Genomic DNA, 26,512 nt, shown 5'->3' with positions numbered 1-26,512 from the left:
GCGCGGAACGCGATGGGCGATGGCACGGGGCGTGGGGGCCGGGCGCAGTCTTGGCGCGAGCCGGCGCAGGCGCAATCCCCTCAAATCGGGAAGCTAGATCCGCTCCTACGATCGGCGAGCGAGACAGGCGAAGCGGACACGAACGGACAGACGGGGACAGACAACGACAGCCGCAGACAGGCGTGCGCGGCGCGATCGCGCGCGACACTGCACATGTGCCAAACACGACGAAGAACCGCGGCGCAGCGTCGTCCGCACGCCGCTCGGCGCCACCTGCCGAGCGCGTTCGTTGCGCGGTGGAGACAATCGCGCGTCATTGCCACGCCTACCGCACATGCAGCCGATGTTGCGCGTGCAGCATGGACAGGCGCACGCGATGTCGGCCGGCCTTCGTCGCCAACGACCGCCCGAACGCTACGGGTCCGCCGGCGCCGGCGCGATCCTGCCGTGCTCGCGCACCGCCCACGCCGCGCGCTTCTGCGCGGACCCGAGCAGCGTGGTGGCGCGGCTGTTGTGCGGGCGTGCGGTGTAGAGAATCCACTTGGGCAATCCGGGCAGATCTGCATCTGCGTACGCGGCACGCCCGAGTTCGAAACGCAACAGGCGATAGACCCAGAACAGGTGCGGCTTGCGGTCGCGGGTCAGCGACGCATCGGCCCAGACCGGCACCAATTGCAGCAGTCCGCAACCGGCACGGTGCGGCAGCAGCCGGTAATCGTCGGCAGTGGGTTCGTGGGTCTCCACGTCGATCGACCGATAGCCCTTGCCGTCGGACAGCAGCACCCGGCGCCAGGCGTTGCCGCCGGCCAGGCCGACCCCGCCGCTGCCGAGAGTGACGACGAAATCCGGTCGCCGGTCGCGGTTGAGGTCCATCGTTTCCACGCCATGGAACCCCATCTGCCCGCCGCTCAAGGCGACCGGCGCGACCAGGGCGCGATCGTGCGCATCGAACAGCTGCAGCATCGGCATATCGGTGAAATCGAGCTGCAGGCGGATGCCCGCATGGCGGTAGGTCGACATCCCACCCCAGCGCACCTCGCCGCCATCGGCCGGCTCCAGCGCCTGCACCTTGCATGCCGCGCGCGGCGGCGTGCCGGCCCAGGGCGGGTACTGCGGATGCCAGGCGCCGGCCAGCGGCGCGGCGGCCAGCAGGCACGAGGCCACGGCGATGCGCCAGGCGCGCGCGGGCCATCGCGCCACCCGTGCGCGTGGCGGCGCGACCGTGCCGGATGCAACGGTCGCGGCGGCGATCCCGACACTGACTGGCAAGATCCTTCTCCCTGGGCGAACGCACGCGGGCGCGTGCGGCGCGGCACTATCGCCGCGCCGGCGGCACGGCGCAAGCGGTGCGCAGACGCCAGGCGCCGCCGATCCCGCGCGGCTCAGCTCAGCGCATCGATCTGGTTGTCGCGACGATCGGCGTCGGGCAATTTGTGCTCGGGATCCAGGGTCACGTGCAGCACCTTCTGCGTGCTCGGCACGCGGATCTGCGGCTGGGTCTGCTGGATCCAGGTTTCCACCGGCACGCGCTGGTCGAGGTGGCTGCCGTCGGCGAAGTCGATGCGCAGCGTCGCCGGCATCACCAGCTTCTGCCTGCTCTGCAAGGTCACCAGCAGGCCCTTGGCCGGGTCGTGCCCGACATAGCTGGCCGCGCGCACGCCCATGTCCAGTTGCCAGTTGTTGAGATACCAGCCGCGCCACCACCACGACAGGTCTTCGCCGGATTCGCTTTCCATCAGCCGGAAGAAATCCGACGGGGTCGGATGCTTGTACGCCCAGGTGGCGATGTACTTGCGGAACGCCGGGTCGAAGCGCGCCGGGCCGAGGATCTGTTCGCGCAGCAGCACCAGGCCCAGCGCCCCCTTGAAGTAGGTCAGCGAGTGCCGGTAGGTCTCGCTGGTGGCGTCGGCGCGGTCGAGCAGGGTCGGCGCCTGCGCGTCGGCCAGCAGCGGCAGGATCTCGTCGACCGGATTGCCGCCCTTGGGCGCGTACTCGCTGTCGCGCTTGGGCGCGAATTCGCCATGGTTGATCGCATCGGAGGCGTAGACGTCGATGAAGGTGTTGAAGCCTTCGTCCATGAACGCGTCGCGGCGCTCGTTGGAGCCGACGATCATCGGAAACCAGCCGTGGCCCAGTTCGTGCGCGGTGATCCAGAACAGGTCCTTGCCGCCGTCGTGCATGTCGTCGAAGACGATGCCCGGATACTCCATGCCGGCGCCGTGGCCGCCGAGGTTCACCGCCACCGGCCACGGATACGGATACCACTGCGAGAAGTGCTCGATCGAGGCCTTGACGAACTCGGTGGAGCGGTCCCATTTGTCGGCGCCGACGCCTTCGCGCGGATACACCGACATCGCCAGCGCGTGCTTGCCTTCGGGCAGGTCGATGCGCGCGGCGTCCCAGACGAACGCCGGCGAGGCGGCGAAGGCCACGTCGCGGGTATGCGCCATGTGGAAGCGCCAGGTCTGGGTGCCGCTGGCGGTGGGCCGGCTGGCCGCATCGCCGATCTCGGCGGCGCTGCGGATCGCCACGGTGCGGTCGCTGGCCGCGGCCTGCGCCAGGCGCTGGCGCTGCGTGGCGGTCAGCACCTGCGCCGGGTTCGTCAGTTCGCCGGAACCGGCGACCAGATAGTTCCATGGCACCGTCACCGCGTAGTCGAAGTCGCCGTATTCCAGGTAGAACTCCGCGCCCAGGTAGGGCTGGGTGTCCCAGCCGCGCTGGTCGTCGTACACCGCCATGCGCGGATACCACTGCGCGATCTCGTAGATGTCGCCATCCCCGGTCGGAGTGATCGCGGTGCGTCCGCCCCAGGCGCCGGGCACCGTGTAGGCGTAGTCGATATGCAGCTTCAGCGCCGCGCCGGCGCCGGCCAGCGGCTGTGGCAGGTCCACGCGCATGCGCGTGTCGTCGATCAAGAAGTTGGCCGGCACGCGCTTGCCGCCCTGCTCCACCTCCACCCTGGCGATGCGGTAGCCGTCGGTGGCCGGCGACGGCGCACGCTCCTCGCGCGCCGGGCGCACGTTGCGGGCGCGCGCGTCGGCGCGGTAGAGGTTCTGGTCCAGCTGCAGCCACAGCACGTCCAGCGTGTCCGGGCTGCGGTTGCGGTAGGTGATGGTTTCCTGGCCGCTGAGCGTGCGCGTGGCCGGATCGATGCTGGCGCGCAGGTCGTAGTCGGCGCGGTTCTGCCAGTACAGCGGCCCGGGCACGCCGCCGCCGCTGCGATAGGCGCTGGCCGGCTGCGGCAGCTGCAGCGGCGCGAACAGGGCGAGCGGGTCGTAGCCGCTGGCGGCAGCGGGCGCGACGGCGACCGGCGCGGCGGCGTTGGCATGGACGAGGACGAGAAGCGAGGCGCAAGCCGCGGCGAAACCGGCGCGGCGCAGGGCATGGATCATGGGGGCGTCCGTGGGAGGATCGCCCCCGATGGTAGGCCGAATCGGGGTGGCGCGGATGTGCCGGTCGCCACCCGCAGCGCCGGGGTTCCCACAAGATTCGTCGCGATCACACGCCGGCGCTCACCCCAGCAACGTCTCCAGCACCGCCATGCGCACCGCCACGCCGTTGGCGACCTGGCGCAGCACGCACGACTGCGGACCGTCGGCCACCTCGTCGGTGATCTCCACGCCGCGGTTGATCGGCCCCGGGTGCAGCACCACCGCGCCCGGCGCGGCGCGGCGCAGGCGTTCGGCGGTGAGGCCGTACTGCGCGTGATAGCCCTCCAGCGAGGACACCAGGCCTTCCTCCATGCGCTCGCGCTGCAGGCGCAGCATCATCACCGCGTCCACGCCGTCGAGCATGGCGTCGAAGTCGTCGCCGACCACGCAGCCGTCCAGGGTGCCGTCGTCGGGCAGCAGCGCCTGCGGGCCACATACGCGCACCTCGCCGGCGCCGAGCGTGCGCAGCGCGTGCAGGTCCGAGCGGGCCACGCGCGAGTGCTTGACGTCGCCGACGATGACCAGCTTGAGCTTGGAAAAATCGCCGCCCTTGGCATGGCGCAGGGTCAGCATGTCGAGCAGGCCCTGGGTGGGATGCGCGCTGCGGCCGTCGCCGGCATTGATCAGCGCGGTGCCCTCGCCTGCGGCCTCGGCCAGGCGCTCGACCGCACCATCCTCGGGGTGGCGCACGACGAAGCCGCGCACGCCCATCGCTTCCAGGTTCTTCAGCGTGTCGCGTGCGGTCTCGCCCTTGCGCGTGGACGAGGTCGAGGCGTCGAAGTTCAGCACGTCCGCGCCGAGCCGTTGCGCGGCCAGCTGGAACGAGCTGCGGGTGCGCGTGGACGGTTCGAAGAACAGCGTGCACACCGCGGTGCCGGCCAGCACGTTGCGCTTGCCGACCCGGCCGACCGCCGCGTCGCGGATCTGCCCGGCGCGGTCCAGCAGTTGCAGCAGGGTCGCGCGCGGCAGGCCTTCCAGGGTCAACAGGTGGCGCAGGCGCCCGTTGGAATCGAGTTGCGGGTCAGTCATGGCGGGTCCGGGCAGAGAATCAGGAAATGGGCGTGGCGTCGTCGGGCGCGGCCAGCCAGCGCTCGATGATCACCGCGGCGGCGACCGCGTCCAGCGCGGCGGCGTCGCGGCGGCGCTTGCGGCCTTCGGCGCGGTCCACGGCGAAGCGCTTGGCGGCCTCCACCGAGCTGGACCGCTCGTCGACCAGCACCACCGGCAACTTGTAGCGGGCGCCGAGTTCGCGGGCGAAAGCGTGCGCGCGCTTGCGGTTGGGTTGGTCGGCGCCCTCGAGGGTCAGCGGGTCGCCGACCACCAGGCCATGCGGGCGCCATTCGGCATGCAGGCGATCCAGCGCCGGCCAGTCCGGCCCCTGCGCATGCACGTCGACCACGGCCAGGGCGCGCGCGCCGCTGCCGAAACTGCTGCCGACGGCCACGCCGATGCGGCGGTTGCCGACGTCGAAGCCGAGCACGGTGCCGTCGCGGCGGATCGTGCCGGCGGCGGCGCTGTCCGCGGCGGGCGCGCCGGGCTCAGGCATGCCCGCTGTAGTCGGTGAGGCGGAACAGATCCACGCCGATGCGGCCGGCGGCGGTCTGCCAGCGCCGCTCCAGCGGCAGCTCGAACAGCAGTTCGGCATCGGCCGGCGCGGTCAGCCAGCTGTTCTCGCCCAGTTCGTATTCGAGCTGGCCGGCGCCCCAGCCGGCGCAGCCCAGCGCGACCACCGCGTTGCGCGGGCCGTCGCCGCGGGCCATCGCCTCGAGCACGTCGCGCGAGGTGGTCAGGAACAGGCCGTCGCCGAAGGCCAGGCTCGAATCCCAGGCGCGCTCGCCGTCGTGGATCACGAAGCCGCGCTCCGGATGCACCGGCCCGCCGCTGAGCACCACCTGCTCGCGCAGGCGCTCGTCGATGGTATCGATGCCCATCTGCGACAGCACTTCGCCAAGCGTGTATTCGGAGGCGCGGTTGACCAGCACGCCCATCGCGCCATTCTCGTCGTGCTGGCAGATCAGCGCCACGCCGCGTGCGAAATTGGGATCGGACAGCGCCGGCAGCGCGATCAGCAGCTGGTTGGCCAGGGGGGTAGGCAAAGCGGACATGGCCCCATTCTATCGTCCCTCCCGGGCGCGCGCTGCGCCGGGCCGGATCGGGCTGCCATAATCGCCCGATCGCGCGTCACTGCGCCGCCAAGGATGCTGAATCGTATGGACACTTCGCCCGACCTGCCGCGCCAGACCCGCGCTTTCATCGTCCTGGTGGCGCTGCTGCAGGGCGCGCTGATGTACCTGGCGCAACGCGGCGCGGAGACCGGCCTGTGGCCGTTCGAGACGCTGGGCGGCCGGGTGTGCTGGTACACCCTGGTGCTGACCGTGCCGTCGATGACCCTGCTGTCGGTGCGGCACCTGAACGAGCTGCGCCTGTGGCAGCACGTGATCGCGGTGGCGCTGCTGGTGGCGGCGCTGTCCGGCTGGGCGGCCTGGAGCGCCACCGGCGCGCCCGGGCTGCGCAGCACGCAGGTACTGGGCCCGTTCGGCGTGACGATCGCGCTGGCCATGTTCGTGCTGCTGCCGTGGCTGCAGTGCCGGCTGCAGCATGGCCAATGGCAGGCGCCGTACCGCGAGCTGTTCGAACACGCCTGGCAGAACGCGCTGACCCTGGCGCTGGCCGGGCTGTTCGTCGGCATCTGCTGGCTGGTGCTGAGCCTGTGGGGCGCGCTGTTCGCGCTGGTGAAACTGAACTTCTTCCGCGATCTGTTCCGCGAAACCGCCTTCATCTACCTCGCCACCGGCACCATGTTCGGCCTCGGCCTGCTGATCGGCCGCACCCAGCAGCGCGCGGTGCAGGTGATGCGGCAGATCCTGTTCGCGATCTGCACCGGGCTGTTGCCGCTGCTGGCGTTCGTGGCGGTGCTGTTCGCGCTGAGCCTGCCGTTCACCGGGCTGCAGCCGCTGTGGGAAACCCGCGCCGCGGCGACCATCCTGATCGCACTGGTGGCGGCGCTGGTGGTGTTCGTCAACGCGGTGTACCAGGACGGGGCGGCCACCCAGCCCTATCCGCAATGGCTGCGGCGCCTGATCGACGCCGGCCTGCTGAGCCTGCCGCTGTACGCGGTGCTGGCCCTGTACGCGCTGTGGCTGCGCATCGATCAGTACGGCTGGAGCGCGGAGCGGTTCAGTGGCGCGCTGGTGGCGGTGGTCACCTGCGGCTATGCGTTCGGCTACGCGTGGGCGGTGCTGCGTCCGGGCGGACACTGGCTGCGGCCGCTGGCGCCGGTCAACCGGATCATGTCCTGGGTGGTGATCGGCCTGGCGCTGGCCAGCGCGTCGCCGTTGCTGGATCCGTACCGCATCGTCGTCGGCAACCAACTGCAGCGCCTGGCCGACGGCCGCACCACGGCCGCGGAGATGGACCTGTCCTACCTGCGCTTCGACAGCGGTCGCCGCGGCTACCGCGCCATGCAATCGCTGCGCGACGTGCCGGCCTTCGCCAACGACCCGGTACAAAGCGAGCGCCTGCAGCGCACCCTGCAACGCACGCAACGCTGGGGCGACGAACGCAGCGACGCGCGCGAGCAGGCGCGCATCGCCGACCCCGTCCAGCTGCGCCAGCACATTCCGCTCGCCGCCGGCAGCGCCGATCCCGGCGCCGACTGGTGGCAGGCGCTGCTCGCCGGCCAGTTGCACGACGGCGACTGCCGGCAGCGCGACAGCCGCTGCGTGCTGGTGCTGCGCGACCTGGACAGCGACGGCAGCGACGACACGCTGCTGTGCAACGAGAACGAGACCTACGGCATGGAGTGCCGCCTCCACGCGCGCAGCCGGGACCGCTGGCAGGACGCGGGGCGGGTGCATTTCTTCGCGCGTGACGCCAAGCGCCAGGATGCGCTGCTGGAGACGCTGCGCGCCGGCAAGCTGGAACTGGCGCCGCGGCGCTGGCCGGACCTGAAACTGCCGGATACGCAGCGCGCCGAGGTTTCTCCCGAGAACCAAGACCAGGACGATTGACGGAGCCGGCACAGCATGACCACCTATTGCGACATCGCCCCGGGCCACGCCTTGCACGGCCCCTACCACGACGACGAATACGGCGTGCCGCAGCGCGCCGAACCCGAGCTGTTCGAGCGCCTGATCCTGGAGATCAACCAGGCCGGGCTGAGCTGGGAGCTGATGCTGAAGAAGCGCGCCGGGTTCCGCGCCGCCTACGCCGGGTTCGACGTGGACACGGTCGCCGCCTATGGCGAGGCCGACGTGTTGCGCCTGCTCGCCGATCCCGGCATCGTCCGCAACCGGCTCAAGGTGCAGGCCGCGATCCACAACGCGCAGGTGATCCAGGGCCTGCGCGCATCGCACGGCGGTTTCGCCGCATGGTTGGACGCGCACCATCCGCGCGACAAGGCCGATTGGATCAAGCTGTTCAAGCGCACCTTCCGCTTCACCGGCGGCGAGATCACCGGCGAATTCCTGATGAGCCTGGGCTACCTGCGCGGCGCGCACCGCGAGGACTGCCCGGCGTTCGCGCGCATCGCGCGGCTCGATCCGGCGTGGATGCGCAAGGCATGAGCCAGCGCACGGCGCGGATGCGGATGCATACCATCGACACCGCGTCGCTGCGGATGCGCCAGCCATGGCGGGTGGCGACGGTCGCGCTGTTCGTCTTGGCCGCCTGCACCGCAGCGCAGGCGCACGCGCACGCCGCCGGCGCCGCGACGACGTTGCCGCAGGTCCTGGAGCGACTGCGCCTGGAGATCGAGGCCGTGCCGGCCACCGATCCCACCCCGATCGACACGGTGCTGCAGCGCCATGCCGACCGCACCGCCCTGAGCTTCGATATCGTCACGACCGGCGACGACGGCGAACCGGCGCCAGCGCCCGCGCAACCGCCCGGCGTCGCCGATGCCGAGTGGCAGGCCTTGCGCAGGTACTGGGGACCGACGGGCAACGTGCAGAACGACGATTCCGAGAACGGCTACCACCGCTACACGCTGGTCGACCTGGACGAGGACGGCCAGCGCGATCTGCTGGACACGGCCTACGTCGGCGGCACCGGCCTGTTCACCGAGATCGCAGTGCTGCGGCGCGACGCCGCGCACGGCTTCGCCGCCATCCCCGGCAACGCATCCGACGCCGGCCCGGCGGCCGGCGTGTTCAGCATCAACGGCCGCGGCGGCGACCAGGCGCTGTACTGGCTGCGCATCGACGGCCGCAGCTATGCGGCCTATCGCGACGGCGACTACCTGCAGGACACGCTGAGCCTGTCGCGCCCGTTGTCGGCGCTGCCGGGCGAACGCGCCAGCGCGCGCGTGCTGCAGGTGCGCTACCGCTACCGGCATACGCTGGCGCCGCCGCCGCAGGACCCGGCGCAGGCCACGCCCGAGAACCAGGACAGCGCCCGCTGGCTGGCGCAGCACCCGCAGTTGCGCGCGGTCGCGGACCGGCAGCTGCAGCAGCTCGGCTTCGATGCGCAGGGCCGGCAGCGCAGCCCGGATCCGAACGCACGCTGCCCGGTTCCGGCCGAGGTCGACGATCCCGAAGAACGCGCGCAGTGGCCGTGGCACGACGCCGGCCACTACACCTTCGATTACGTCGCCGACCTGCGCCTGCGCGACGGTGCGGCATGCTACAGCGCCAGCATCGTCGCGTTCCGCAGCAGCTACCTGACCTCCTACGACGACTGCTGCGCACTGTGGCTGTACTCCGCGCCGGGCCGCCAGGCGGCAACCCTGCCGCTGCTGTCCAGGCGCGAGCGCGCCAGCGTCGCGGTGATCGCGGCCGCGCCGGCCGCGCAGTGACCGCCACCGGCTGACCACGCCGCTGCGCGCGGCCAGCGCGCTCGACACCGCCTTGCCGCGACCTGCACGGCGCTTGCACGCCGGCGCCGGCATGGTCGGTGCATGAGCCTGCGTATCGGCATTTCCGGATGGCGCTATCCACGCTGGCGCGGCGTGTTCTATCCGTCCGACCTGGTGCAGCGTCGCGAGCTGGAGTACGCCGCGCGCTGTTTCCGCTCGGTCGAACTCAACGGCTCGTTCTACTCGCTGCAGACGCCGAAGAGCTACACCGCCTGGCACGACGCGACGCCGCGCGACTTCGTGTTCGCGGTCAAGGGCCCGCGCTTCGTCACCCACCTTAAACGGCTGCGCGACTGCGAGCAGCCGCTGGCCAACTTCTTCGCCTCCGGCCTGCTCGGCCTGGGACCGAAGCTGGGGCCGTTGCTGTGGCAGCTGCCGCCGTCGCTGGCCTTCGACCACGCGCTGCTCGACGATTTCCTGTCGCTGCTGCCGCGCACCAGCGAGGCCGCGCTGGCGCTGGCCGGGAAGCGCGACGCCAAGCGCATGCGCGAACGCAGCCTGCTGACCATCGACCGCAACCGGCGCCTGCGCCACGCGCTTGAAGTGCGCCATCCCAGCTTCGCCACGCCCGAGGCGATGGCGCTGCTGCGCAAGCACCGCGTGGCCGTGGTGCAGGCCGACACCGCCGGCAAGTGGCCGTACCTGGAAGACGTGACCGCCGATTTCCTGTACCTGCGTCTGCACGGCGACGCGCAGCTATACGCCAGCGGCTACAGCGACAAGGCGCTGGACGCCTGGGCCGCACGCATCGACGCCTGGCACCGCGGCGGCGAGCCGGCCGATGCGCAACGCGTCGGGCCGGCCGCCGCGCGGCGCACGCGCCGCGACGTGTACTGCTATTTCGACAACGATATGAAGGTGCACGCGCCGTTCGACGCGCGGCGCCTGGCGCAGCGGCTGGGTGTGCCAACGCCGTGCCCGGATCGCGCACAACCGCTGGACGCGGCCGAAGAGGATTGAGCGATTCGCTACGCGGTCGCGCCGGGCATTGGCCGCGCTTCGGCCGGGCATTCAAGGAAAAGGCGCACCGTCACCGCGACCAGCGCACCTGCCAGAACGGCGCCTGTGGCCAGCGCCGTTCGCGCGCATACAGCGCGTGGCGCAGACGCAGGTGCTCGGTGAACCGGGCGAACACGCGGTCCTGGTAGCTAGCCAACGCCACCGGCCCCGCGCCGTGCAGATGCTGCGCAAGCGCGTGCCCCGCCGCCTCGCCGTCCTGCAAGGCCTTGACGATGCCCTGCGCGGCGAGCGGATCGTAGGCGCTGGCGGCATCGCCCACCGCCAGCCAGCGTTCGCCGACCACGCGGCTCAGGATTGCCGCCGGCGCCAAGGCCGCCAGCAGGCCGCCGTTGTCCGGCAAGGTCGCCTCGCCCTGCTGCAGCCAGCGCGCAACGTGCTGCGTGTCCTTGGCCGCGGCCAGCCACACCGCGGCATCGCGGTAATGGCGTTGCCGCACGGGATCCACCGCCAGCGCCACGACCATCCGCTCTCCCGGCAGCTTGGCCGCATACCACCAGCCGTCCTGGCAGGCTTCCAGCAAGGCCTGCGACGGGATCGCGTCGGGACGCTGCAGCGCGAACACGGCGGCGACGAACGCCAGGCAATCGACCTCGTTGCGGGCCACGCCCAGCCGCCGCACCGCGGCCGCGGCGATGCCGCTGGCATCGACCAGGAATCCGGCCTGCAGTTGCCGATGGCGCCCATCGCCATCGCGCAATTCCAGCAGGTAGCCGCCCTGCTCGGTGCGACTTACCCCGCAAAGACGCAGACCACGCAGCACGCTGCCGCCACACGCCGGCACCGCCGCGGCGAGCATCGCGTCGAAGGCGCTGCGGTCCACATGCCAGCCCTTGCCTTGGCCGGCGACGATGAAATCGTTGTAGCCAAGCTCGGGCTTGCCCCAGCTGGCGCAACTGCCGGCCGAGGGCAACGGCGCCTGTGCCAGGAAGGTGTCCCACACGCCCAGGCGCTGCAGCACGGCGGCGCCATTGGGCGCAATCGCCTCGCCCAGCCGCCAGCCAGGCGCCCGCCCCAGATCGACCACTACCGTGTCCTCGACCCCGTGCGCGGCCAGCGCGAGCGCGGTGGCGCAGCCGGCGGCGCCGCCGCCGACGATCGCCACCGCGTGGCGGCCGCTGCTCGCCGTGCCGCTGGCCAGCGTACGCGCCGCCATGCCCAGGATCAGCGCTTGGGCGGCGTGTACTTGGGAATGTCCGCCATCGGCCATGGCGCCACGTAGTCGCTGCCGACATCGAAGCGGCTCTGCACTTCCAGGAAGATCTCCGCGGGATAGGCCGGCTTGCCGTCAGCGGCCGGAATATGCGCGCCGCTGATCACGAAGCCGACCTTGGCCCAGTTGTCGACGAAATCCTGGTACTGCTGGAAGCGCCCCACTTGCGCCGGATAGTCGCTGTCGGTGCCGTTGCCGCGGACCGAATACACCTGCTGACCCACGCTCCAGGTCAGGTCCCCCGGATCGAAGGTGCACAGCGAGACCGGATACACCGCGAATGGCCGCTCGGCCGGCCACGACCAGAACAAGGTGTTGTTCGCGCCCGGATTGGGATCGGGCAGATGCGTGGCGCAGGAGTTGTAGTCGGTATGCCAGGGCACCGACATGAACTTGGACACGTCGCCCGGCTCCACCGGCTGGGTCTGCAGCGGCACGTAGCCGAAGCTCAGGAACGGCGCGCCAGGCGTCGCCTTGCTGTAGTCCAGCGGTGCCTGGCGCACGCGGAACGGTCCGCAATCCTGTGCCTGCCAGTCCTGCACGTAGAGGTTGACGTCGCGGATCGGGAACGACACCTCGATGCCCGGGCTGTAGCGGCCGCCCAGGCAGTTCTCCAGGGTGATGCGATCCAGCGTCTCGCCCGGTCCCAGCGCCGGCCCGGCGCCTTGCGCGTAGGTCTTGTTGTGCCACTGGCCGAGCAGGAAGTACTGGGTCGGGCTGACAGTCAGAAAACTCTTGGCCGCATCGCCGAGCGACAGCGGCATCATCGGCGAGCCGGTATTGATGTCGGCCGCGGAGGCCGGATCGCGGATCAGCGTCTTCAGGTTGGGAATCTTGACCGTGGGATCGTCGCTGGGGGTGATCGCACCGATCATGTCGTGGCCGCGGATCGCGGCGGACGGCAGGTTGGTGTTCCAGCGCTGCAACATCGCCGCATGGAAGATCGGCTGGATGTCGTCGCCGAAGGACGGCTGGTAGTTCGCGACGAACCCGCCGCCCGCGTACAGCGACGGCACCAGCGCCAGCTCGCGCACCCACACGTCGTAGACGTCGTCCCAGGTCGAGACCACGTTGCGGGTCTGCGGCGCGTAGCCCGGATCGCCGGTGACATACCACGCGCCCTGCACGCTGGCGGTGGAGCCGTCGTCGAAGAGCAGCACCGCGTTGACCGGGCCGTCGGCCGCATCATCGAACCACAGGCCGTTTTCGGTCGCGTCGTTCAATGGCGGCCAATTGCCGTTCTGGTCGATCACCGCCACCGTCCTGGCGAAGCCGCCGGCGACGACCAGCGCGCCGTCCTGCTCCACGCGCAGGTCGCCCAGCGACTCGATCGGACCGAGCGGTTCGTGCAGCTGATGGAAATCGGCGGGAAAGCTCTTCGGGTAGTCCACCGCGGTGATGGTCCCGGACGCATCGGCGTAGGCGGCCTGGGTCCGGGCGTCGAAGTCGATGACGCTGCCGGTTCCGCTGGCGGCGCTGATCGCGCGCGGGCCGGGATCGATGACCAACTGGCGCAGGCGGGTCGGATCGTGGGGATCGCTGGTGCCCGTATAATCCGGATTGCGCAGCTGCAGCGGGCTCTGCGGCGAAGGCGGATACGCCTCGATGCCGATGAACAGATTGCCTTTGCTGACGGTCGAATAGTTGTTGAGCTTCTTGTTGGCCAGATGCACGGTCCAGACGATGTCCTTGACCGTCCTGCCGTCGATCGCGCTGCCCACGTCCACGCGCGTGCCGCCGCCGTTGGGGTACGTGCCGGAACTGCCGCTGGGATAGGCGTAGATGTGGAAACGTGCGGCCTGGCGCTTGACGTTGCCGTCGGCATCGCGGAACTGGTCGGCGGTGATCGGCGTGGACGCGGTACCGGGCTGCACCGGCAACCCGCCCATCAGGCCGTCGGCGCCGCGCGCGCCGGCCGCGGTGACCGGCGCCAGATAGAATTCCTGGCTATCGCCGACGCGGCCGATGCCGATCGTCGGATGCACTCGAAACACGTTGCTGGACATGGTGATCTGCTCCTGATCCGGATGAAATGGCGCGCATCAGCGCTGCGAGGCCGGCCGCGGCGCCGGCGGCGCCGTTTGCGGCAACTGCGCCTGAAAGTAGTCGTTGATCACCACGTGGCTGAGATTGACGTTCAGCCCCGGCAACGACTGCGCGCGCGGATCGGGCGAAATCACCTGGGTGGTGTTGTGGCAGGCGAAACAGTTATCCTGCGTGCTCTGCACCTGGGTAAAGGTCTCGATGGTGGAATTGGACAGCCGCATCGAGCCGGTGAGCAGCGGCGATGTGCCTCCCGTCGGCACGCACTCCAGGGACGAGCCGGGCTGGAAGGTGCAATTGGGCTGCAGCGCGTCCAGCTGGTTGAACCAGATCGCACCGACCTCGAAGTAGTTCTTCCACACATCGTTCAACTGGCTCTGCGCCGAGGCGTTCATCGACATGATGTTGGGGATATTGCAGTCCGTCGCCCCGGGCGGACACGGCTTCTGCCCGCCGTACGGCACCATGCGGCACACCTGGGTGACCGGGCTCAGCGTCTGCGTCTGCGCATTCAAGGTCAGCGCACCGGAACCGGCTGCGTTGAGATTGCACTGCTTGAACGGCGTGTCGGCCTGATAGAACGTCCAGTCCTTGCCGGAGACGATGTCGTTCGGCTGCATCTTCTCCATCGGCTGCGGCAGGTCCGGCGCATTGGCCTGGTGTTCGAAGGTCGCCCAGATCATTTCCGGATGGCCGTTGACCGTGCCGCCGATATGGAAGCCGACCAGCGCCACGGTCTGGGTTTCGCTGTCGGTGGTGGCGACGATCTTGCCTTTGCGCATGGCCAGCTTCGCGATCTGCGCTTGGCGCGTATAGAACGTCGACACGTCCTCGCCCGGCTGCACCACCTTCCACGCCGCCTTCAGCGTCATGCTGTCCACCGGGAAGGCCTTTTGCGGATCGAATCCACGCAGCGCCTTTGGATCTTCCAGGTTGTTGCTGGCGATGAACTGGCCGAAGACGTCGTTGGAGTGGATCGAGTAATAGATCGCGCGTCCCTTGCGATCCACCAGCACACCGTCCGGCCCCGCCTGATCGATCAGCTCCACGGTGCGCGCCTGCTGCGAGCGGCCGATCAGCGGATCCAGCACGCCGTCGGCGACACCGCCGATGCCGTCGGTGGGCATGGTCAGGAAACGCGGTTGCCCTTGCACGTCCTGGGTCAGCCACAGGAACGCGTTCCACGACCACTGATGGAACTCGCAGTTGCTGCTGGACGCGAATCCGGCCGAATCCGGTGGCGGCGTGTTCGCGTGCGGAAACCAGTCGGCTTGCGGCAGGCATGCGGCCGGCATGGGTCGGGTCGCCGTCGCCGTCGCCGATGGACGCGCCACAGGCGCAGGCCCCTGGTCTGGACCGGTGGGAGAATGGTTCACGGCCGAACACGCCATGACCAGGATGCAGGCAACCGCCGCGAACCCTATCGCACGCTTCATCGCATTCTCCTTCGGTGCTCGAAAGACAGCTGAAAACGCCACTTCCATGACGGCGCGCGGCCATGCGGCAGCTCGCGATGCCGAACCGGCAAGCGCTGAAATATCTAGATCGGTTCCCCCATCGCAGGCACGATGACTCCCGTGAATCGCGTCATGTCATCGCGCGTATTTCCCTCGCCTGCGCAGCCAGCATGCGCCGCCGTCGCGCGTGCCCACAAGGCCATTTCGTAGACACACCGGATATCCCGTAGACAGTTGCATCCGGGGCCGAGCACTTCGCGCGGGGCACGGCTGCGCAGTGGCGGTAGCCGAATCGATCGTGTGGCCGCGCGGAATGGAATGCGCGTCAATGCAATGCGTCCGATGCGCGCTTTCGCGAACACGGCTTCGGCGTGCGGGCAAGCGGCACGACATCGTTGCGCCGCTTCGCCGCGGCATCGGCATCCGCCTTCGCGTTCGACGCGGCGCGATATGCAGCGCGCGCGCGCCGCGCAGCAAGCGCAGCGCCGTCACGCTCACACGCCCATGTAGCGCCCGGAACGGTGGTTGAACATCAGCACCAGGCTCAGCACCACCGCGCCGATCGCCGAGTACAGCACCTGCTGCGGCGCCAGCACGAAGAACGCGATGAGCATCAGCGCAGCGTCGAAACTCATCTGCACCTTGCCCGCGCTCCAGCCGCGACTGCGCTGCAGGTAGACCGCCAGGATGCCCACGCCGCCGAGACTGGCGCGATGGCGGATGAAGAACAGGATCGCCAGCCCGACCAGCGCGCCGCCCACCAGCGCCGAGTACAGCGGCGTCATCGCCGAATACTGCGCCCAGCGCGGCAGCAGATCGGTCAGCACCCCGCACGCGGCGACCGCGACGAAGGTCTTCAGGGTGAACTCCCAGCCCATGCGCCGCACCGACAGCCAATAGAACGGCAGGTTCACCAGCACGAACATCAGGCCGAAGTTCCAGCCCAGCGCGTAGTGCAGCAGGAACGCCACCCCGGCCATGCCGCCGATCATCAGCCCGCCCTGGGCGAACACCGCCAGGCCCAGCGAGGCCACCAGCGTCGCCAGCAGCATGCCCTGGACGTCTTCGGCCACGCTGTGGCGCAGCGCCTGCGCATCGAGCGCAGTGCCGGCCGAATCCGCCGGCGGCGTCAGCGGCCCGGAGGTGACGACGGTGCCGTCGTCGGGCAAAGGGTCCAGGTCCGGACGCAGATCGGAATCGGGGAGGCTCACGGGAATGGGCACGACGGGGGGTGCGGTATTAGACACCAAGCGGCGTGGTGGCTGCAGGTGAAACCGCTACGGGAACTGTGCCGGCCCGATCAGGCAGATGCACGCTTGCGCTTGTCAGCGCAGCATCTGGAGCACCCGCCATTGGCGCACCAAGTCCATCAGCGTGGTGACCATGACACTGGAGGTCACCAGCAAGACCGGCGGCCCGGCGATCGCCAGCCACGCCCAGGTCCACCGCGTGAAACGTTCTTGCGGGCGCGCAGCCAGGCCGCGCGCCCGCTTGAAACGGACCAGTCGCCGGTTGACCACCAGCAGCGGCAGCCACGCGTACAAGGCCAGCAGCGCCAGCAGGGACGGCGACACCCATAGCAGGCTCAATCCGACATAGGCCAGAGCCGGCCAACCCCAGCCCAGCGCACCATGGCGATGCGGGCCGGCGACTCGATCCAGCGCACGGAAACAGGCGAAGATCCAGATCAGCGAGAACACCGAACGCCACACCGGCGAGATGCGCCGGCGCCCGGAAATCAGGCGGATCGCCTGCCAGTTGCGGTAGAACCAGTACAGCGCATACCAGCCGAAGGTGGTGGCGCACAGTAGCGCCAGCTTGGCCGCCGACGGCGCGAACAGCGTGGACAGGGAAGCAGTGGCAGGGGCCATCGCGGGCGCGGCATCAGGCAGCGCGGCGGCGGGAACGGCGTAGGGGTTGTCTATTTGCATGCGTGGCACTCGGCCGATGCGTTTGTCGAATCGCGCCGCGTCGACCGCGGTCAGCGAGCGAAGGCGCGGCGCTGCCGCTTGTCCGCGTACATCTCCGCATCGGCGCGTTCGAGAAGTTCCTCCAGCGCTTCCGCGTCCAGATCCCGCCGGTTGCACAGGGCCAGGCCGAAGCTGGCCGACAGCGCGGTCGCGAACCCGTCGTCCTCGCCGGGCTTGGCAAGCGCCCCGCGCAGCGCATCGGTGAGCCCGCGCGCCTTCTCCGGCGTGGTCAGCGGCAGATACAGCGCGAACTCGTCGCCCCCGCGGCGCCCAAGCAACTGGCCCGGCCGCAGACAGCTCCGGCACCGCTTGACGAAAGCACGCAAGGCCGCATCGCCGGCGGCGTGTCCGAACTGGTCGTTGATGGCTTTGAGGTTGTCCATGTCGGCGACAATCACCGCCAACGGACGTGGCTCCTGCGCGGCCAGCTGCAGATCGTTGAGCACCTGCTCCAGGAATCCCGTCCGCGACAGCGCCCCGGTCACGGGATCGCGCACCAGCGCATGGCGCAGCCGCGTGTTGTCGGCGTAGAGCCCGGGGACGGCCAAACCGAAGTAGCTGTTCGCCGCCAGGCTGATCATGGCGAACTGCAGCGCGAGCGCCTGCGCCTCGAGCCGCAACAGCGGCGTGGCCAGTGCGATCAGCAGGCTGAAGGCGGCGATCGCCACCAGCGCCTGCAGCATTCCGTGGGTATGCACGATCCACAACTGGATCACCACCACCACGAACAACGCGAAGACCACCGCCGGCTGCCGCGGCAACGCGGCCGCGAGCCACATCACCGCCAGGGTGACGCCGAGCAGGAGCCCCAGCTTGACCAGATAGCCCGAGGCGCTTCCGCTCGGCGCGATCATCCCCGACAAGCGCGGGATGCCAGGCCGCGGCGCGATCTGCAGGGACTCGGCCAGACGCAGTAGCGCGAGGATCGCCAGCGGGCCGAGCGCCAGCAGACCGGCGTAGTCGCCGATCGCCCACGGGATCGACTGGGCGAACATGGTCGGCAGATCGATGGCGCCAGTGACGACCAGACCCGCACCGCCCAGGCAGGCAGACAGCAGCGAGGCCACTCCGCCGCCCAGGATGAAGTAGGTGACCGCGCGCGGCAGGCTGGTCGAGGACATCCCCTGGCCGACCCGGCGCAGCAGCCAGGCCAGGCCGCCCCAGATGCAGAACTGTTGCGCGGTGAACAGCAGCGCGTACTGCAGGACTGCCCGATCGGGGACCACCGTGTGGCCGGTCGTGCGATAGAAGCTGAGCAGCGTGGCCAGCACGCACGCGATGGCGATCGCCGGCGCACCGCGCCAGCCAAGCACCATGAAGGCGGCCAACGTCACCGCCACCGGCGGGAACCACAGGCTGGCATGCGCCTGATATCCCAGGACCCGCGCCAACTCGAAGCCCGCCAGCCACGCCGCCACCAGCGCCGCCGACAGCACCAGCAGCGCGCCAGGGCGGCGCGGCGCCGCGGCGCGCGTGCGGATCGGCGCCTCGGCGTCCCAGCCTGTCACCCATCCGCCTCCGGCCGGTCCCGGGCGGGAGCCGCGCCAGGGCCGACGAACGCCGTGACCGTGCTGTCGTCGCTGCCGCCCACCACCACCGACGCATCGGCGCACAGACGGATCGGCCAGCTCATGTTGCCCGCGGCCCAGTTCCATTGCTCGGTGCCGTCACTCGCATCCCAGAGGGTGAACCCGCCGGGCGTGCCGTCGGGGTGGCCATCGGCCAGCCCCAACCAGCGCCCGCCGGGGTCGAACGCCAGGCAGTTGGGCGAGTGCTGGCTGGGCGACGTCCACTGCAGCTGTGCCGCGCTACCGGCATCGGCGAACACTGCGACGACGCCGCCCTGCGCGAGATTGCCGGCGATCGCGACCTTGTCTCCGACGCGATCGCAGGCCAGCCCGTAGATGGTCTTGGCGCCACCGGGCATCGGCACGCTCCAGACCGGCGCGGGCATACCCTGGAACGCGGCCACGTCGAAGGCGTACAGCGTGCCGTCGCTGGCGCCGGCATAGGCCCTGCGCCCATCGCCGGACAGCACCGCGCCATGCGTGTAGGCGCCGTTGGGCAACTGCCAGCGTGCCAGCGCCGCCGGGTGTCCGGACGCGATCGAGAACAGAATGATCTCGCCGTGATAGCTGGCCACCAGCCCGGTGGCGCCGTCGGCGGCGATGCCGGTGGCGACCACGGTGTCGCCCGCGGCGCTCAGCACAATGCACGCAGGCGCGGCGAAGGCCGCGTCGCCATCGCGGCAGAACAGATAGCCCTGCTCGGCACCGGCCAGCAAGGTCCGCCCGCAGCCATCCAGCGAGACCATGTTGCCGCGGCCTGGAAGCGGAAACGACAGCAGCTCCTCGCCGCCAGGGACCGTCCAGGCCCCGATGAAGCCCGCATACGGATCCTGGCTCTTCCAGCCGCAGCTCGCCACGGTGCCCCCGTCCGCCGCGACATCGACCCAGTACACGCCCTGCCAGCCGTCGAATTCTTTCGCCAGCAACGGCTTGCCGGCACGATCCCAGACGTAGGTGCCGAAGCACCCGTCCTGGTTGTCGCGCACGTCGCTGCGCGTGGCAGCAGGCGCCAAGCGTTCTAAGATCTTGCGCTGGTCGACGGGCACGGCGTCCAGCCCGGCACTCTGCGACCCGCCGCCATAGTCGTGGAAGAAGGTGCCGGCGGCGATGACATCGCCATCGTCGGACACCGCCACCGAATTGATGTAATAGCCGGCATGCGGCTGCGTGGACCAGAGCACTTCAGGCGCGTCGTTCACGCAGACTTTCTCCCTTCGCTTGAAGAGTCCTGGATGGACCCTGCCAGCATGTGGCTGAAAACACGACACCGGTTGACGAACTGGATATAACCAGGATCACGTCGATTCCGTGTCATCGTGCCCTGCGCCTGCCCCGGCGATCGACGGCCAGGCCGGCTCAGCGCACCTCGGCGATCTCCACTCCGTCCATGCCCTGCGCCAGGGTCTTGGCGTCGCCGCCCTGGGCCAGCTTGATGCGCAGGCGCACTTCGTTCTGCGAGTCGGCGTGGCGCAGCGCATCCTCGTAGCTGATCTCGCCGGCCTGGTACAGCTCGAACAGGCTCTGGTCGAAGGTCTTCATGCCCAGGTTGGTGGATTCCTTCATCACGTCCTTGAGCTTGTGGATCTCGCCCTCGCGGATGTAGTCCTGCACCAGCGGCGTGCCGAGCATGATCTCCATCGCCACGCGGCGGCCCTTGCCGTCCGGGGTCGGGATCAGCTGCTGGGCGACCACGCCGCGCAGGTTCAGCGACAGGTCCATCAGCAACTGGCCGCGGCGGTCCTCGGGGAAGAAGTTGATGATGCGGTCCATCGCCTGGTTGGCGTTGTTGGCGTGCAGGGTGCACAGCACCAGGTGGCCGGTTTCGGCGAAGGAGATCGCGTGGTCCATGCCTTCGCGGGTGCGCACCTCGCCGATCATGATCACGTCCGGCGCCTGGCGCAGGGTGTTCTTCAGCGCGTTCTCCCAGCTGTCGGTATCGATGCCGACCTCGCGCTGGGTGATGATGCAGCCCTCGTGCTTGTGCACGAACTCGATCGGGTCTTCGATGGTGATGATGTGGCCGGTGGAATTCTGGTTGCGGTAGCCGATCATCGCCGCCAGCGAGGTCGACTTGCCGGTGCCGGTGGCGCCGACGAAGATGATGATGCCGCGCTTGGTCATCGCCAGGGTCTTAATCACCGGCGGCAGGTTCAGCTCGTCGACGGTGGGGATGCGCGTCTCGATCCGGCGCAGCACCATGCCGACCTGGTTGCGCTGGTAGAAGCAGCTGACGCGGAAGCGCCCCACCCCGGCCACGCCGATGGCGAAGTTGCACTCGTGGGTCTTCTCGAATTCCTCGCGCTGCGCCGGGGTCATCACGTTCAGCACCAGGTCGCGGCTCTGCTGCGAGGTCAGCGGCGTCTGCGTGATCGGGGTGATCTTGCCGTGCACCTTGATCGCCGGCGGCATGCCCGAGGTGATGAACAGATCCGACGCCTTCTGGTGCGCCATCAGTTTCAGGAACGAGGTGAAGTCGATGGTGCTCATGGTTTGAGGCTCCGGGACCGGGGACCGGGGACCGGGGACCGGGAACAGCCGCGGCTGCCCCCTTCCCGCCACCCGAGTCTTCCACGATCCACTCAGTGGAAAATCACGTCGCGTCGCTGTTGCTTCCGGGTCCCCGGTCCCTGGTCCCCGGTCCCGGCTTCACTCGAAGACCCGCTTGTCCTTGGCGTACTCGCGGGCCTGGTTGCGGGTGATCAGGCTGCGCTTGACCAGGTCCTGCAGGTGCTGGTCCAGGGTCTGCATGCCGGTCTGCTGGCCGGTCTGGATCGCCGAATACATCTGCGCCACCTTGTCCTCGCGGATCAGGTTGCGGATCGCCGGGGTGCCGACCATGATCTCCCACGCCGCGGTGCGGCCGCCGCCGACCTTCTTCAGCAGCGCCTGCGAGATCACCGCGCGCAGCGATTCGGACAGCATCGAGCGCACCATGGGCTTTTCGCCGGCCGGGAACACGTCGATGATGCGGTCGATGGTCTTGGCCGCCGAACTGGTGTGCAGGGTGCCGAACACCAGGTGGCCGGTTTCCGCGGCGGTCAGCGCCAGGCGGATGGTTTCCAGGTCGCGCAACTCGCCGACCAGGATGATGTCCGGGTCCTCGCGCAGCGCCGAGCGCAGCGCTTCGTTGAAGCCGTGCGTGTCGCGGTGCACTTCGCGCTGGTTGATCAGGCACTTCTGCGAGGTGTGCACGAATTCGATCGGATCCTCGACGGTGAGGATGTGGCCGTATTCGTTCTTGTTGATGTAGTCGATCATGCCGGCGAGCGTGGTCGACTTGCCCGAGCCGGTCGGTCCGGTGACCAGGATCAGGCCCTGCGGCTGGTCGATCAGCTGGCGGAAGATCGGCGGGCAGCCCAGGTCTTCCAGGGTCAGCACTTCCGAGGGAATGGTGCGGAACACCGCGCCGGCGCCACGGTTCTGGTTGAACGCGTTGACGCGGAAGCGCGCCAGGCTGGGAATCTCGAACGAGAAGTCGACTTCCAGGAACTCTTCGTAGTCGCGGCGCTGCTTGTCCGACATGATGTCGTACACCAGCGCGTGCACCTGCTTGTGGTCCAGCGCCGGGATGTTGATGCGGCGCACGTCGCCATCGACCCGGATCATCGGCGGCAGGCCGGCGGACAGGTGCAGGTCGGACGCTTTGTTCTTGACCGAGAACGCCAATAGTTCAGCGATATCCATACGCTGCTTTTCCCCTTGGGCTGCGACTGGAAGGATGATTCCCCGGGCGGCAGTATAGCGCCCTTCCCCGTTGCCAGAAGCGCCGCCCGTGCCCCTCTCTTCCCTGCAGCAGATCCGCCTGGACATGGACCGCGCCGCGGCGTCCGCGCAGCGTCCCCACGCCCGCCTGCTGGCGGTGTCCAAGACCCAGCCGGCCGCGGCGATCGCGGCCCTGGCCGCGCAGGGACAACGCGCCTTCGGCGAGAACTACGTGCAGGAGGCGGCGGGCAAGATCGCCGAGCTCAAGCCGCTGGCGCTGGAATGGCACCTGATCGGCCACCTGCAGTCGAACAAGGCCGAGCAGGCGGCCACGCTGTTCGACTGGGTGCAGACGGTGGACCGGCGCAAGCTGGTGGACGCGTTGGCCCGGCATCGCCCGGCGCAGCGGCCGCCGCTGAACGTGCTGATCCAGGTCAACGTCGACGACGAGACCAGCAAACACGGCTGCGCGCCCGGCGAGGTGGACGCGCTGGCGGAGGCCATCGCCGCGCAGCCGACGCTGCGCCTGCGCGGGCTGATGGCGATCCCGGCCCCATTCCCCGAAGAGGCGTTGCGGCGCACCGCGTTCCAGCGCATGCGCGCCCTGCTCGACGGCCTGAATACGCGGTACCCGGATGCCGACACGCTGTCGATGGGCATGAGCGGCGACTTCGCACTGGCCATCGCCGAGGGCGCGACGATGGTGCGGGTGGGGACGGCATTGTTCGGGGCGCGAGGCGTCGGGACTGGGGACTCGGGACGCGGGACGCGATAAAAGCGGGCGTCGGGCATCCACAGCTCGTGCAGTTGCTATCTTTCGCTTCCCATCCCCCGTAACCGCCAGCCGCCATGACCCCACCGAGCCCCGAGTCCCGAGTCCCGAGTCCCGGCCCCATAGCCTTCATCGGCGGCGGCAACATGGCGCGCAGCCTGATCGCCGGGCTGGTCGGCCAGGGCCTCGCGCCGGACGCGATCCGTGTCGCCGAGCCGGTCGCGGCGCTGCGCGAGGCGCTGATCGCCGATTACGGGGTGCACGCCGTCGCCGCCGCGGCGGAAGCGGCCGACGGCGCGACGGTGTGGGTGTTCGCGGTCAAGCCGCAGGTGCTGCGCAGCGTGTGCGACGACCTGGCCGCGCTGGCGCAGCAGCAGCGGCCGCTGCTGCTGTCCATCGCCGCCGGCATCACCGCCGGCCAGCTGGACCGCTGGCTCGGCGGCGGGCACGCGCTGGTGCGGGCGATGCCGAACACGCCGGCGCTGCTCGGCGCCGGAGTCACCGGCCTGTTCGCCAACGCGCAGACCGGCACCGCGCAGCGGCACCAGGTCGAACAGCTGCTGGCCGCCGCCGGGGTCACGGTGTGGGTCGAGGACGAGGCGCTGATCGATGCGGTCACCGCGGTCTCCGGCAGCGGCCCGGCCTACGTGTTCCTGCTCGCCGAAGCGATGGAAGCGGCCGGCATCGCCCAGGGCCTGCCGGCCGAGGCGGCGCGCACGCTGGTGCTGCAGACCGTGCTCGGCGCGGCGCGCATGCTCACCGAATCCGGTGAGGCGCCGAGCGAATTGCGGCGGCGGGTGACCTCGCCCAACGGCACCACCCAGGCCGCGATCGAGACGTTCCAGGCCGGCGGCTTCGAAGCCCTGACCGCCGCCGCCATCGCCGCCGCGGCCGCGCGCGGCCGCGCACTGTCCGCCGCCAACGACTGATCTTGGAGCCACCGATGCGCTGCCTACCTGCCGCCCTGCTGCTCTGCCTCGCCCTGGCCGCCTGCTCGGCGCAGGAAACGCCACGTCCGGCCGCACCGATGGCGCCCGCGCCGGCACAGGCCGACTTCGGCGCGCTGCGCGTGCACTACAACGCGCTGCCGACACTGGCGATGAGCGAGACGGTGGCGCGGCGCTACGGCATCGAACGCGACGCCGACACCGCGCTGGTGATGATCGCGCTGCGCCGCGTGCAGGGCGGCGAAGAACTGCCGGCCAGTGGCCAGGTCAGCGCCGTCGCGACCGACCTCAGCGGACGTCGGCAACCCATCGCCTTGCGCGAAGCGGTCACCGACGCCTATACCGACTATGTCGGCACGGTGCGCATCAGCGAGCACGACCAGCTGAATTTCCAGGTGGATGTGCGCGGCGCCGACGGCGCGGGCACAGTGCGCTTCGCCCGCACGTTCTAGCGCGTCGCTCTTTCCTGGTTGCCGCCGCCCCTGTAGGAGCGGCTTCAGCCGCGACCGGCATTGCCGGTAACGCCTGTCGCGGCTGAAGCCGCTCCTACAATGTCCTGCGCTTTTTCCTGATGCTCAGGGCGCTGTCCAGCGCTGCGCGCCTTCGCCTTGCACGCCCAGCGCGTCGGCGGGATTGCTCAGGCGGCAGCGGCGCAGCGACAGGCAGCCGCAGCCGATGCAGTCGGTGAGCTGGTGGCGCAACTGGGTCAGCTGCAGGATGCGCGCGTCCAGTTCCTGCCGCCATGCCGCCGACATCCGCGCCCATTCCGCACGCGTGGGCGTACGCGCGTCGGGCAGCTGTGCGAACGCGGCCTTGATGCTCTCCAGCGGCACGCCCACGCGCTGCGCGACGCGGATCACCGCCAGCCGGCGCAGCACGTCGCGCGCATAGCGGCGTTGGTTGCCGGCGGTGCGCAGGCTGTGGATCAGGCCCTTCTTCTCGTAGAAATGCAGCGCGGACACCGCCACCCCGCTGCGTTCGGCGACCTGGCCCACGCTCAGTTCCTGGTGCATCGGTTGACCTCGAGTTAGGTTGAGGTTGCATGCTGCGCGCCCATCGCCTGCCGCGCAACACTGCGCCGGCAGGCGAGCATTCCGTCTTGAGGTCGCACCGATGAACCAGCACGCTTCACCCGCAGGCGACCGCCGCGACGGCACACTGCCGGCGATGGCATCCGTCCGTACCGCTCCCGCCACGTCCGATTCGGTCCTTTCGCCGCGCTACCGCGCCACCACGCTGGGCATGGTCGCGCTGGTGTCGCTGATCGCCTTCGAGGCGCTGGCGGTGGCGACCGCGATGCCGACCGTGGCGCGCGAACTGGACGGGCTGCGGCTGTACGCGCTGGCGTTCGGCGGCACCCTGGCCACCAGCGTGATCGGCATGACCCTGGCCGGGCGCTGGAGCGACCTGCGCGGTCCGGCGACGCCGTTGTGGACGGGCCTGCTGTGCTTCGTCTGCGGGCTGCTGCTGGCGGGCTTCGCCGCGTCGATGCCGATGCTGCTGGCCGGGCGGCTGGTGCAGGGCCTGGGCGCCGGCGCGATCTCGGTGGCGCTGTACGTGCTGGTCGCACGCATGTATCCGCAGGCGATCCGGCCGCGCATCTTCGCCGCGTTCTCCGCCGGCTGGGTGGTGCCGTCGCTGATCGGGCCGAGCATCAGCGGCCTGATCGTCGAGCATGTCGGCTGGCGCTGGGTATTCCTGGCGGTGCCGCTGCTGGCGCTGCCGTCGGCGGCGCTGTTGCTGCCGGCGCTGCGCCGTCTGTCGCCGCCGCCGACGACGGCGCACTCCGGTTCGGCGCCGCTGCTGTGGTCGATCGGCGCCGCAGCCGGCGTCTGCCTGCTGTACCTGGGCGGCCAGCAACAGGGCGTTGCGGCGGCGGCCACGGTGCTGCCGGCGTTGGCGCTGCTGCTGACCTGCGCGTGGCGGCTGCTGCCGCGCGGCACCTTGCGCGCCGCGCGCGGGCTGCCCAGCGTGATCGCGCTGCGCGGTATCGCCGCCTCGGCCTTCTTCGGCTGCGAAGCGTTCCTGCCGCTGCTGCTGTCGCGCGAGCGCGGCCTGTCGCCGACCTGGGCCGGCGTGGCGCTGAGCGTGGGCGCGCTGGGCTGGTTCGCCGGCTCCTGGTACCAGGGCCACTACGGCCGCGACGGCACGCGGCTGCGCCGGCTGCGCGTGGGGAGCGCACTGATGACGCTGGGCGTGGCGGTCACCGCGCTGGCGCTGCTGCCGGCGGTGCCCGCCGCCGTGGCGATCGGCGGCTGGACCGCCACCGGCCTGGGCATGGGCCTGATCTACCCGACCCTGTCGGTGCTGACCCTGACCCTGTCGCCGCCGGCGCAGCAGGGCGCCAACAGTTCGGCGCTGCAATTGAGCGAGGCGATCGCGGTGGCGACCACGCTGGCGATCGGCGGCTCGCTGTTCGCCGCGCTGCTGGCGCACTCGGTGACGGCGGCCTACCTGTCCACCTTCGCGGTGGCCGCGCTGCTGGCGCTGCTCGGGCTGGGCATCGCCGGCCGCACCCAGGCGGCGGCGCCGCGCTAG

23 protein-coding genes are annotated in these 26,512 nt (G+C 70.0%); 8 read left to right on the top strand and 15 right to left on the bottom strand.

Annotated elements, in window-relative coordinates:
• Positions 1-414: 414 nt before the first annotated feature.
• From VDQ83_RS01500 to VDQ83_RS01480, 5 genes are all read right to left on the bottom strand, one after another.
• Positions 415-1,200 (bottom strand): hypothetical protein, encoded by a 786-nt coding sequence (locus VDQ83_RS01500; protein ID WP_455433603.1) that lies wholly within the window; start codon positions 1,198-1,200, stop codon positions 415-417.
• Between the two features lie 182 nt (positions 1,201-1,382).
• Complete coding sequence (locus VDQ83_RS01495; protein WP_455433602.1) at positions 1,383-3,392, bottom strand: M1 family metallopeptidase; 2,010 nt, start codon at positions 3,390-3,392, stop codon at positions 1,383-1,385.
• Between the two features lie 120 nt (positions 3,393-3,512).
• Positions 3,513-4,460: an aspartate carbamoyltransferase catalytic subunit gene (locus tag VDQ83_RS01490; RefSeq protein ID WP_185815715.1), complete on the bottom strand. Its 948-nt coding sequence runs from the start codon at positions 4,458-4,460 to the stop codon at positions 3,513-3,515.
• Between the two features lie 19 nt (positions 4,461-4,479).
• Positions 4,480-4,977: a Holliday junction resolvase RuvX gene (ruvX, locus tag VDQ83_RS01485; RefSeq protein WP_263395258.1), complete on the bottom strand. Its 498-nt coding sequence runs from the start codon at positions 4,975-4,977 to the stop codon at positions 4,480-4,482.
• Positions 4,970-5,536 carry a YqgE/AlgH family protein gene (locus VDQ83_RS01480; protein ID WP_263395259.1) on the bottom strand — a complete coding sequence of 189 codons (567 nt, stop codon included), beginning with the start codon at positions 5,534-5,536 and terminating at the stop codon, positions 4,970-4,972. The genes ruvX and VDQ83_RS01480 overlap by 8 nt, the downstream gene beginning before the upstream one ends.
• A gap of 105 nt (positions 5,537-5,641) precedes the next feature.
• Between VDQ83_RS01480 and VDQ83_RS01475 the strand changes: the two genes are divergently transcribed.
• From VDQ83_RS01475 to VDQ83_RS01460, 4 genes are all read left to right on the top strand, one after another.
• Positions 5,642-7,441, top strand: coding sequence for a DUF4153 domain-containing protein (locus tag VDQ83_RS01475; protein WP_455433601.1), 1,800 nt, complete (start codon positions 5,642-5,644; stop codon positions 7,439-7,441).
• A 15-nt stretch (positions 7,442-7,456) separates the two neighbouring features.
• Positions 7,457-7,996 (top strand): DNA-3-methyladenine glycosylase I, encoded by a 540-nt coding sequence (locus tag VDQ83_RS01470; RefSeq protein WP_455433600.1) that lies wholly within the window; start codon positions 7,457-7,459, stop codon positions 7,994-7,996.
• Positions 7,993-9,225: a hypothetical protein gene (locus VDQ83_RS01465; RefSeq protein ID WP_455433599.1), complete on the top strand. Its 1,233-nt coding sequence runs from the start codon at positions 7,993-7,995 to the stop codon at positions 9,223-9,225. The genes VDQ83_RS01470 and VDQ83_RS01465 overlap by 4 nt, the downstream gene beginning before the upstream one ends.
• 102 nt (positions 9,226-9,327) lie before the next feature.
• Complete coding sequence (locus VDQ83_RS01460) at positions 9,328-10,245, top strand: DUF72 domain-containing protein (protein ID WP_455433598.1); 918 nt, start codon at positions 9,328-9,330, stop codon at positions 10,243-10,245.
• Between the two features lie 70 nt (positions 10,246-10,315).
• On the opposite strand, the gene VDQ83_RS01455 is transcribed toward VDQ83_RS01460, so the two are convergent.
• The 9 genes from VDQ83_RS01455 to VDQ83_RS01415 form a co-directional block, all read right to left on the bottom strand.
• Positions 10,316-11,458: an FAD-dependent monooxygenase gene (locus tag VDQ83_RS01455; RefSeq protein WP_455433597.1), complete on the bottom strand. Its 1,143-nt coding sequence runs from the start codon at positions 11,456-11,458 to the stop codon at positions 10,316-10,318.
• An 8-nt stretch (positions 11,459-11,466) separates the two neighbouring features.
• Positions 11,467-13,521 (bottom strand): LodA/GoxA family CTQ-dependent oxidase, encoded by a 2,055-nt coding sequence (locus tag VDQ83_RS01450; protein ID WP_455433596.1) that lies wholly within the window; start codon positions 13,519-13,521, stop codon positions 11,467-11,469.
• Between the two features lie 36 nt (positions 13,522-13,557).
• The gene (locus VDQ83_RS01445) at positions 13,558-14,853 is read right to left on the bottom strand and encodes a hypothetical protein (RefSeq protein WP_455433595.1); all 1,296 of its coding nucleotides are present in this window, start codon (positions 14,851-14,853) and stop codon (positions 13,558-13,560) included.
• A 656-nt stretch (positions 14,854-15,509) separates the two neighbouring features.
• Positions 15,510-16,184, bottom strand: coding sequence for a YitT family protein (locus tag VDQ83_RS01440; RefSeq protein WP_455433673.1), 675 nt, complete (start codon positions 16,182-16,184; stop codon positions 15,510-15,512).
• Between the two features lie 156 nt (positions 16,185-16,340).
• A complete protein-coding gene (locus tag VDQ83_RS01435) occupies positions 16,341-16,946 on the bottom strand; it encodes an MFS transporter permease (RefSeq protein ID WP_455433594.1) in 606 nt (201 codons plus the stop codon).
• Between the two features lie 50 nt (positions 16,947-16,996).
• Positions 16,997-18,421 carry a diguanylate cyclase domain-containing protein gene (locus VDQ83_RS01430; protein WP_455433672.1) on the bottom strand — a complete coding sequence of 475 codons (1,425 nt, stop codon included), beginning with the start codon at positions 18,419-18,421 and terminating at the stop codon, positions 16,997-16,999.
• 68 nt (positions 18,422-18,489) lie between these two features.
• The gene (locus tag VDQ83_RS01425; RefSeq protein ID WP_455433593.1) at positions 18,490-19,752 is read right to left on the bottom strand and encodes a WD40 repeat domain-containing protein; all 1,263 of its coding nucleotides are present in this window, start codon (positions 19,750-19,752) and stop codon (positions 18,490-18,492) included.
• Between the two features lie 157 nt (positions 19,753-19,909).
• Positions 19,910-21,040: a PilT/PilU family type 4a pilus ATPase gene (locus VDQ83_RS01420; RefSeq protein WP_263112813.1), complete on the bottom strand. Its 1,131-nt coding sequence runs from the start codon at positions 21,038-21,040 to the stop codon at positions 19,910-19,912.
• Between the two features lie 159 nt (positions 21,041-21,199).
• A complete protein-coding gene (locus VDQ83_RS01415; RefSeq protein WP_185815705.1) occupies positions 21,200-22,237 on the bottom strand; it encodes a type IV pilus twitching motility protein PilT in 1,038 nt (345 codons plus the stop codon).
• A gap of 88 nt (positions 22,238-22,325) precedes the next feature.
• Here VDQ83_RS01415 and VDQ83_RS01410 point away from each other — a divergent pair, with 88 nt between their 5' ends.
• The 3 genes from VDQ83_RS01410 (at position 22,326) to VDQ83_RS01400 (ending at position 24,426) form a co-directional block, all read left to right on the top strand.
• Positions 22,326-23,030, top strand: coding sequence for a YggS family pyridoxal phosphate-dependent enzyme (locus tag VDQ83_RS01410; RefSeq protein WP_455433592.1), 705 nt, complete (start codon positions 22,326-22,328; stop codon positions 23,028-23,030).
• Between the two features lie 74 nt (positions 23,031-23,104).
• A complete protein-coding gene (gene proC / locus VDQ83_RS01405; protein ID WP_455433591.1) occupies positions 23,105-23,956 on the top strand; it encodes a pyrroline-5-carboxylate reductase in 852 nt (283 codons plus the stop codon).
• 14 nt (positions 23,957-23,970) lie between these two features.
• Complete coding sequence (locus VDQ83_RS01400) at positions 23,971-24,426, top strand: DUF4426 domain-containing protein (protein ID WP_455433590.1); 456 nt, start codon at positions 23,971-23,973, stop codon at positions 24,424-24,426.
• 123 nt (positions 24,427-24,549) lie between these two features.
• On the opposite strand, the gene soxR is transcribed toward VDQ83_RS01400, so the two are convergent.
• Positions 24,550-24,987 carry a redox-sensitive transcriptional activator SoxR gene (soxR, locus tag VDQ83_RS01395; protein WP_455433589.1) on the bottom strand — a complete coding sequence of 146 codons (438 nt, stop codon included), beginning with the start codon at positions 24,985-24,987 and terminating at the stop codon, positions 24,550-24,552.
• Positions 24,988-25,087: 100 nt separating this feature from the next.
• Between soxR and VDQ83_RS01390 the strand changes: the two genes are divergently transcribed.
• Positions 25,088-26,512 (top strand): MFS transporter, encoded by a 1,425-nt coding sequence (locus VDQ83_RS01390; protein WP_455433588.1) that lies wholly within the window; start codon positions 25,088-25,090, stop codon positions 26,510-26,512.

It is taken from the genome of Xanthomonas sp. WHRI 7945, assembly GCF_035026585.1.
This window is presented reverse-complemented; position numbering and strand designations above follow the sequence as displayed.

Coding starts and splice junctions, on each gene's coding strand:
- VDQ83_RS01450 (WP_455433596.1), bottom strand. CDS start 13,521: ATGTCCAGCAACGTGTTTCGAGTGCATCCGACGATCGGCATCGGCCGC.
- VDQ83_RS01490 (WP_185815715.1), bottom strand. CDS start 4,460: ATGACTGACCCGCAACTCGATTCCAACGGGCGCCTGCGCCACCTGTTG.
- VDQ83_RS01460 (WP_455433598.1), top strand. CDS start 9,328: ATGAGCCTGCGTATCGGCATTTCCGGATGGCGCTATCCACGCTGGCGC.
- VDQ83_RS01435 (WP_455433594.1), bottom strand. CDS start 16,946: ATGCAAATAGACAACCCCTACGCCGTTCCCGCCGCCGCGCTGCCTGAT.
- VDQ83_RS01465 (WP_455433599.1), top strand. CDS start 7,993: ATGAGCCAGCGCACGGCGCGGATGCGGATGCATACCATCGACACCGCG.
- VDQ83_RS01475 (WP_455433601.1), top strand. CDS start 5,642: ATGGACACTTCGCCCGACCTGCCGCGCCAGACCCGCGCTTTCATCGTC.
- VDQ83_RS01445 (WP_455433595.1), bottom strand. CDS start 14,853: ATGCCGGCCGCATGCCTGCCGCAAGCCGACTGGTTTCCGCACGCGAAC.
- VDQ83_RS01400 (WP_455433590.1), top strand. CDS start 23,971: ATGCGCTGCCTACCTGCCGCCCTGCTGCTCTGCCTCGCCCTGGCCGCC.
- VDQ83_RS01470 (WP_455433600.1), top strand. CDS start 7,457: ATGACCACCTATTGCGACATCGCCCCGGGCCACGCCTTGCACGGCCCC.
- VDQ83_RS01495 (WP_455433602.1), bottom strand. CDS start 3,392: ATGATCCATGCCCTGCGCCGCGCCGGTTTCGCCGCGGCTTGCGCCTCG.
- VDQ83_RS01415 (WP_185815705.1), bottom strand. CDS start 22,237: ATGGATATCGCTGAACTATTGGCGTTCTCGGTCAAGAACAAAGCGTCC.
- proC (WP_455433591.1), top strand. CDS start 23,105: ATGACCCCACCGAGCCCCGAGTCCCGAGTCCCGAGTCCCGGCCCCATA.
- soxR (WP_455433589.1), bottom strand. CDS start 24,987: ATGCACCAGGAACTGAGCGTGGGCCAGGTCGCCGAACGCAGCGGGGTG.
- VDQ83_RS01390 (WP_455433588.1), top strand. CDS start 25,088: ATGAACCAGCACGCTTCACCCGCAGGCGACCGCCGCGACGGCACACTG.
- VDQ83_RS01420 (WP_263112813.1), bottom strand. CDS start 21,040: ATGAGCACCATCGACTTCACCTCGTTCCTGAAACTGATGGCGCACCAG.
- VDQ83_RS01480 (WP_263395259.1), bottom strand. CDS start 5,536: ATGTCCGCTTTGCCTACCCCCCTGGCCAACCAGCTGCTGATCGCGCTG.
- VDQ83_RS01455 (WP_455433597.1), bottom strand. CDS start 11,458: ATGGCGGCGCGTACGCTGGCCAGCGGCACGGCGAGCAGCGGCCGCCAC.
- ruvX (WP_263395258.1), bottom strand. CDS start 4,977: ATGCCTGAGCCCGGCGCGCCCGCCGCGGACAGCGCCGCCGCCGGCACG.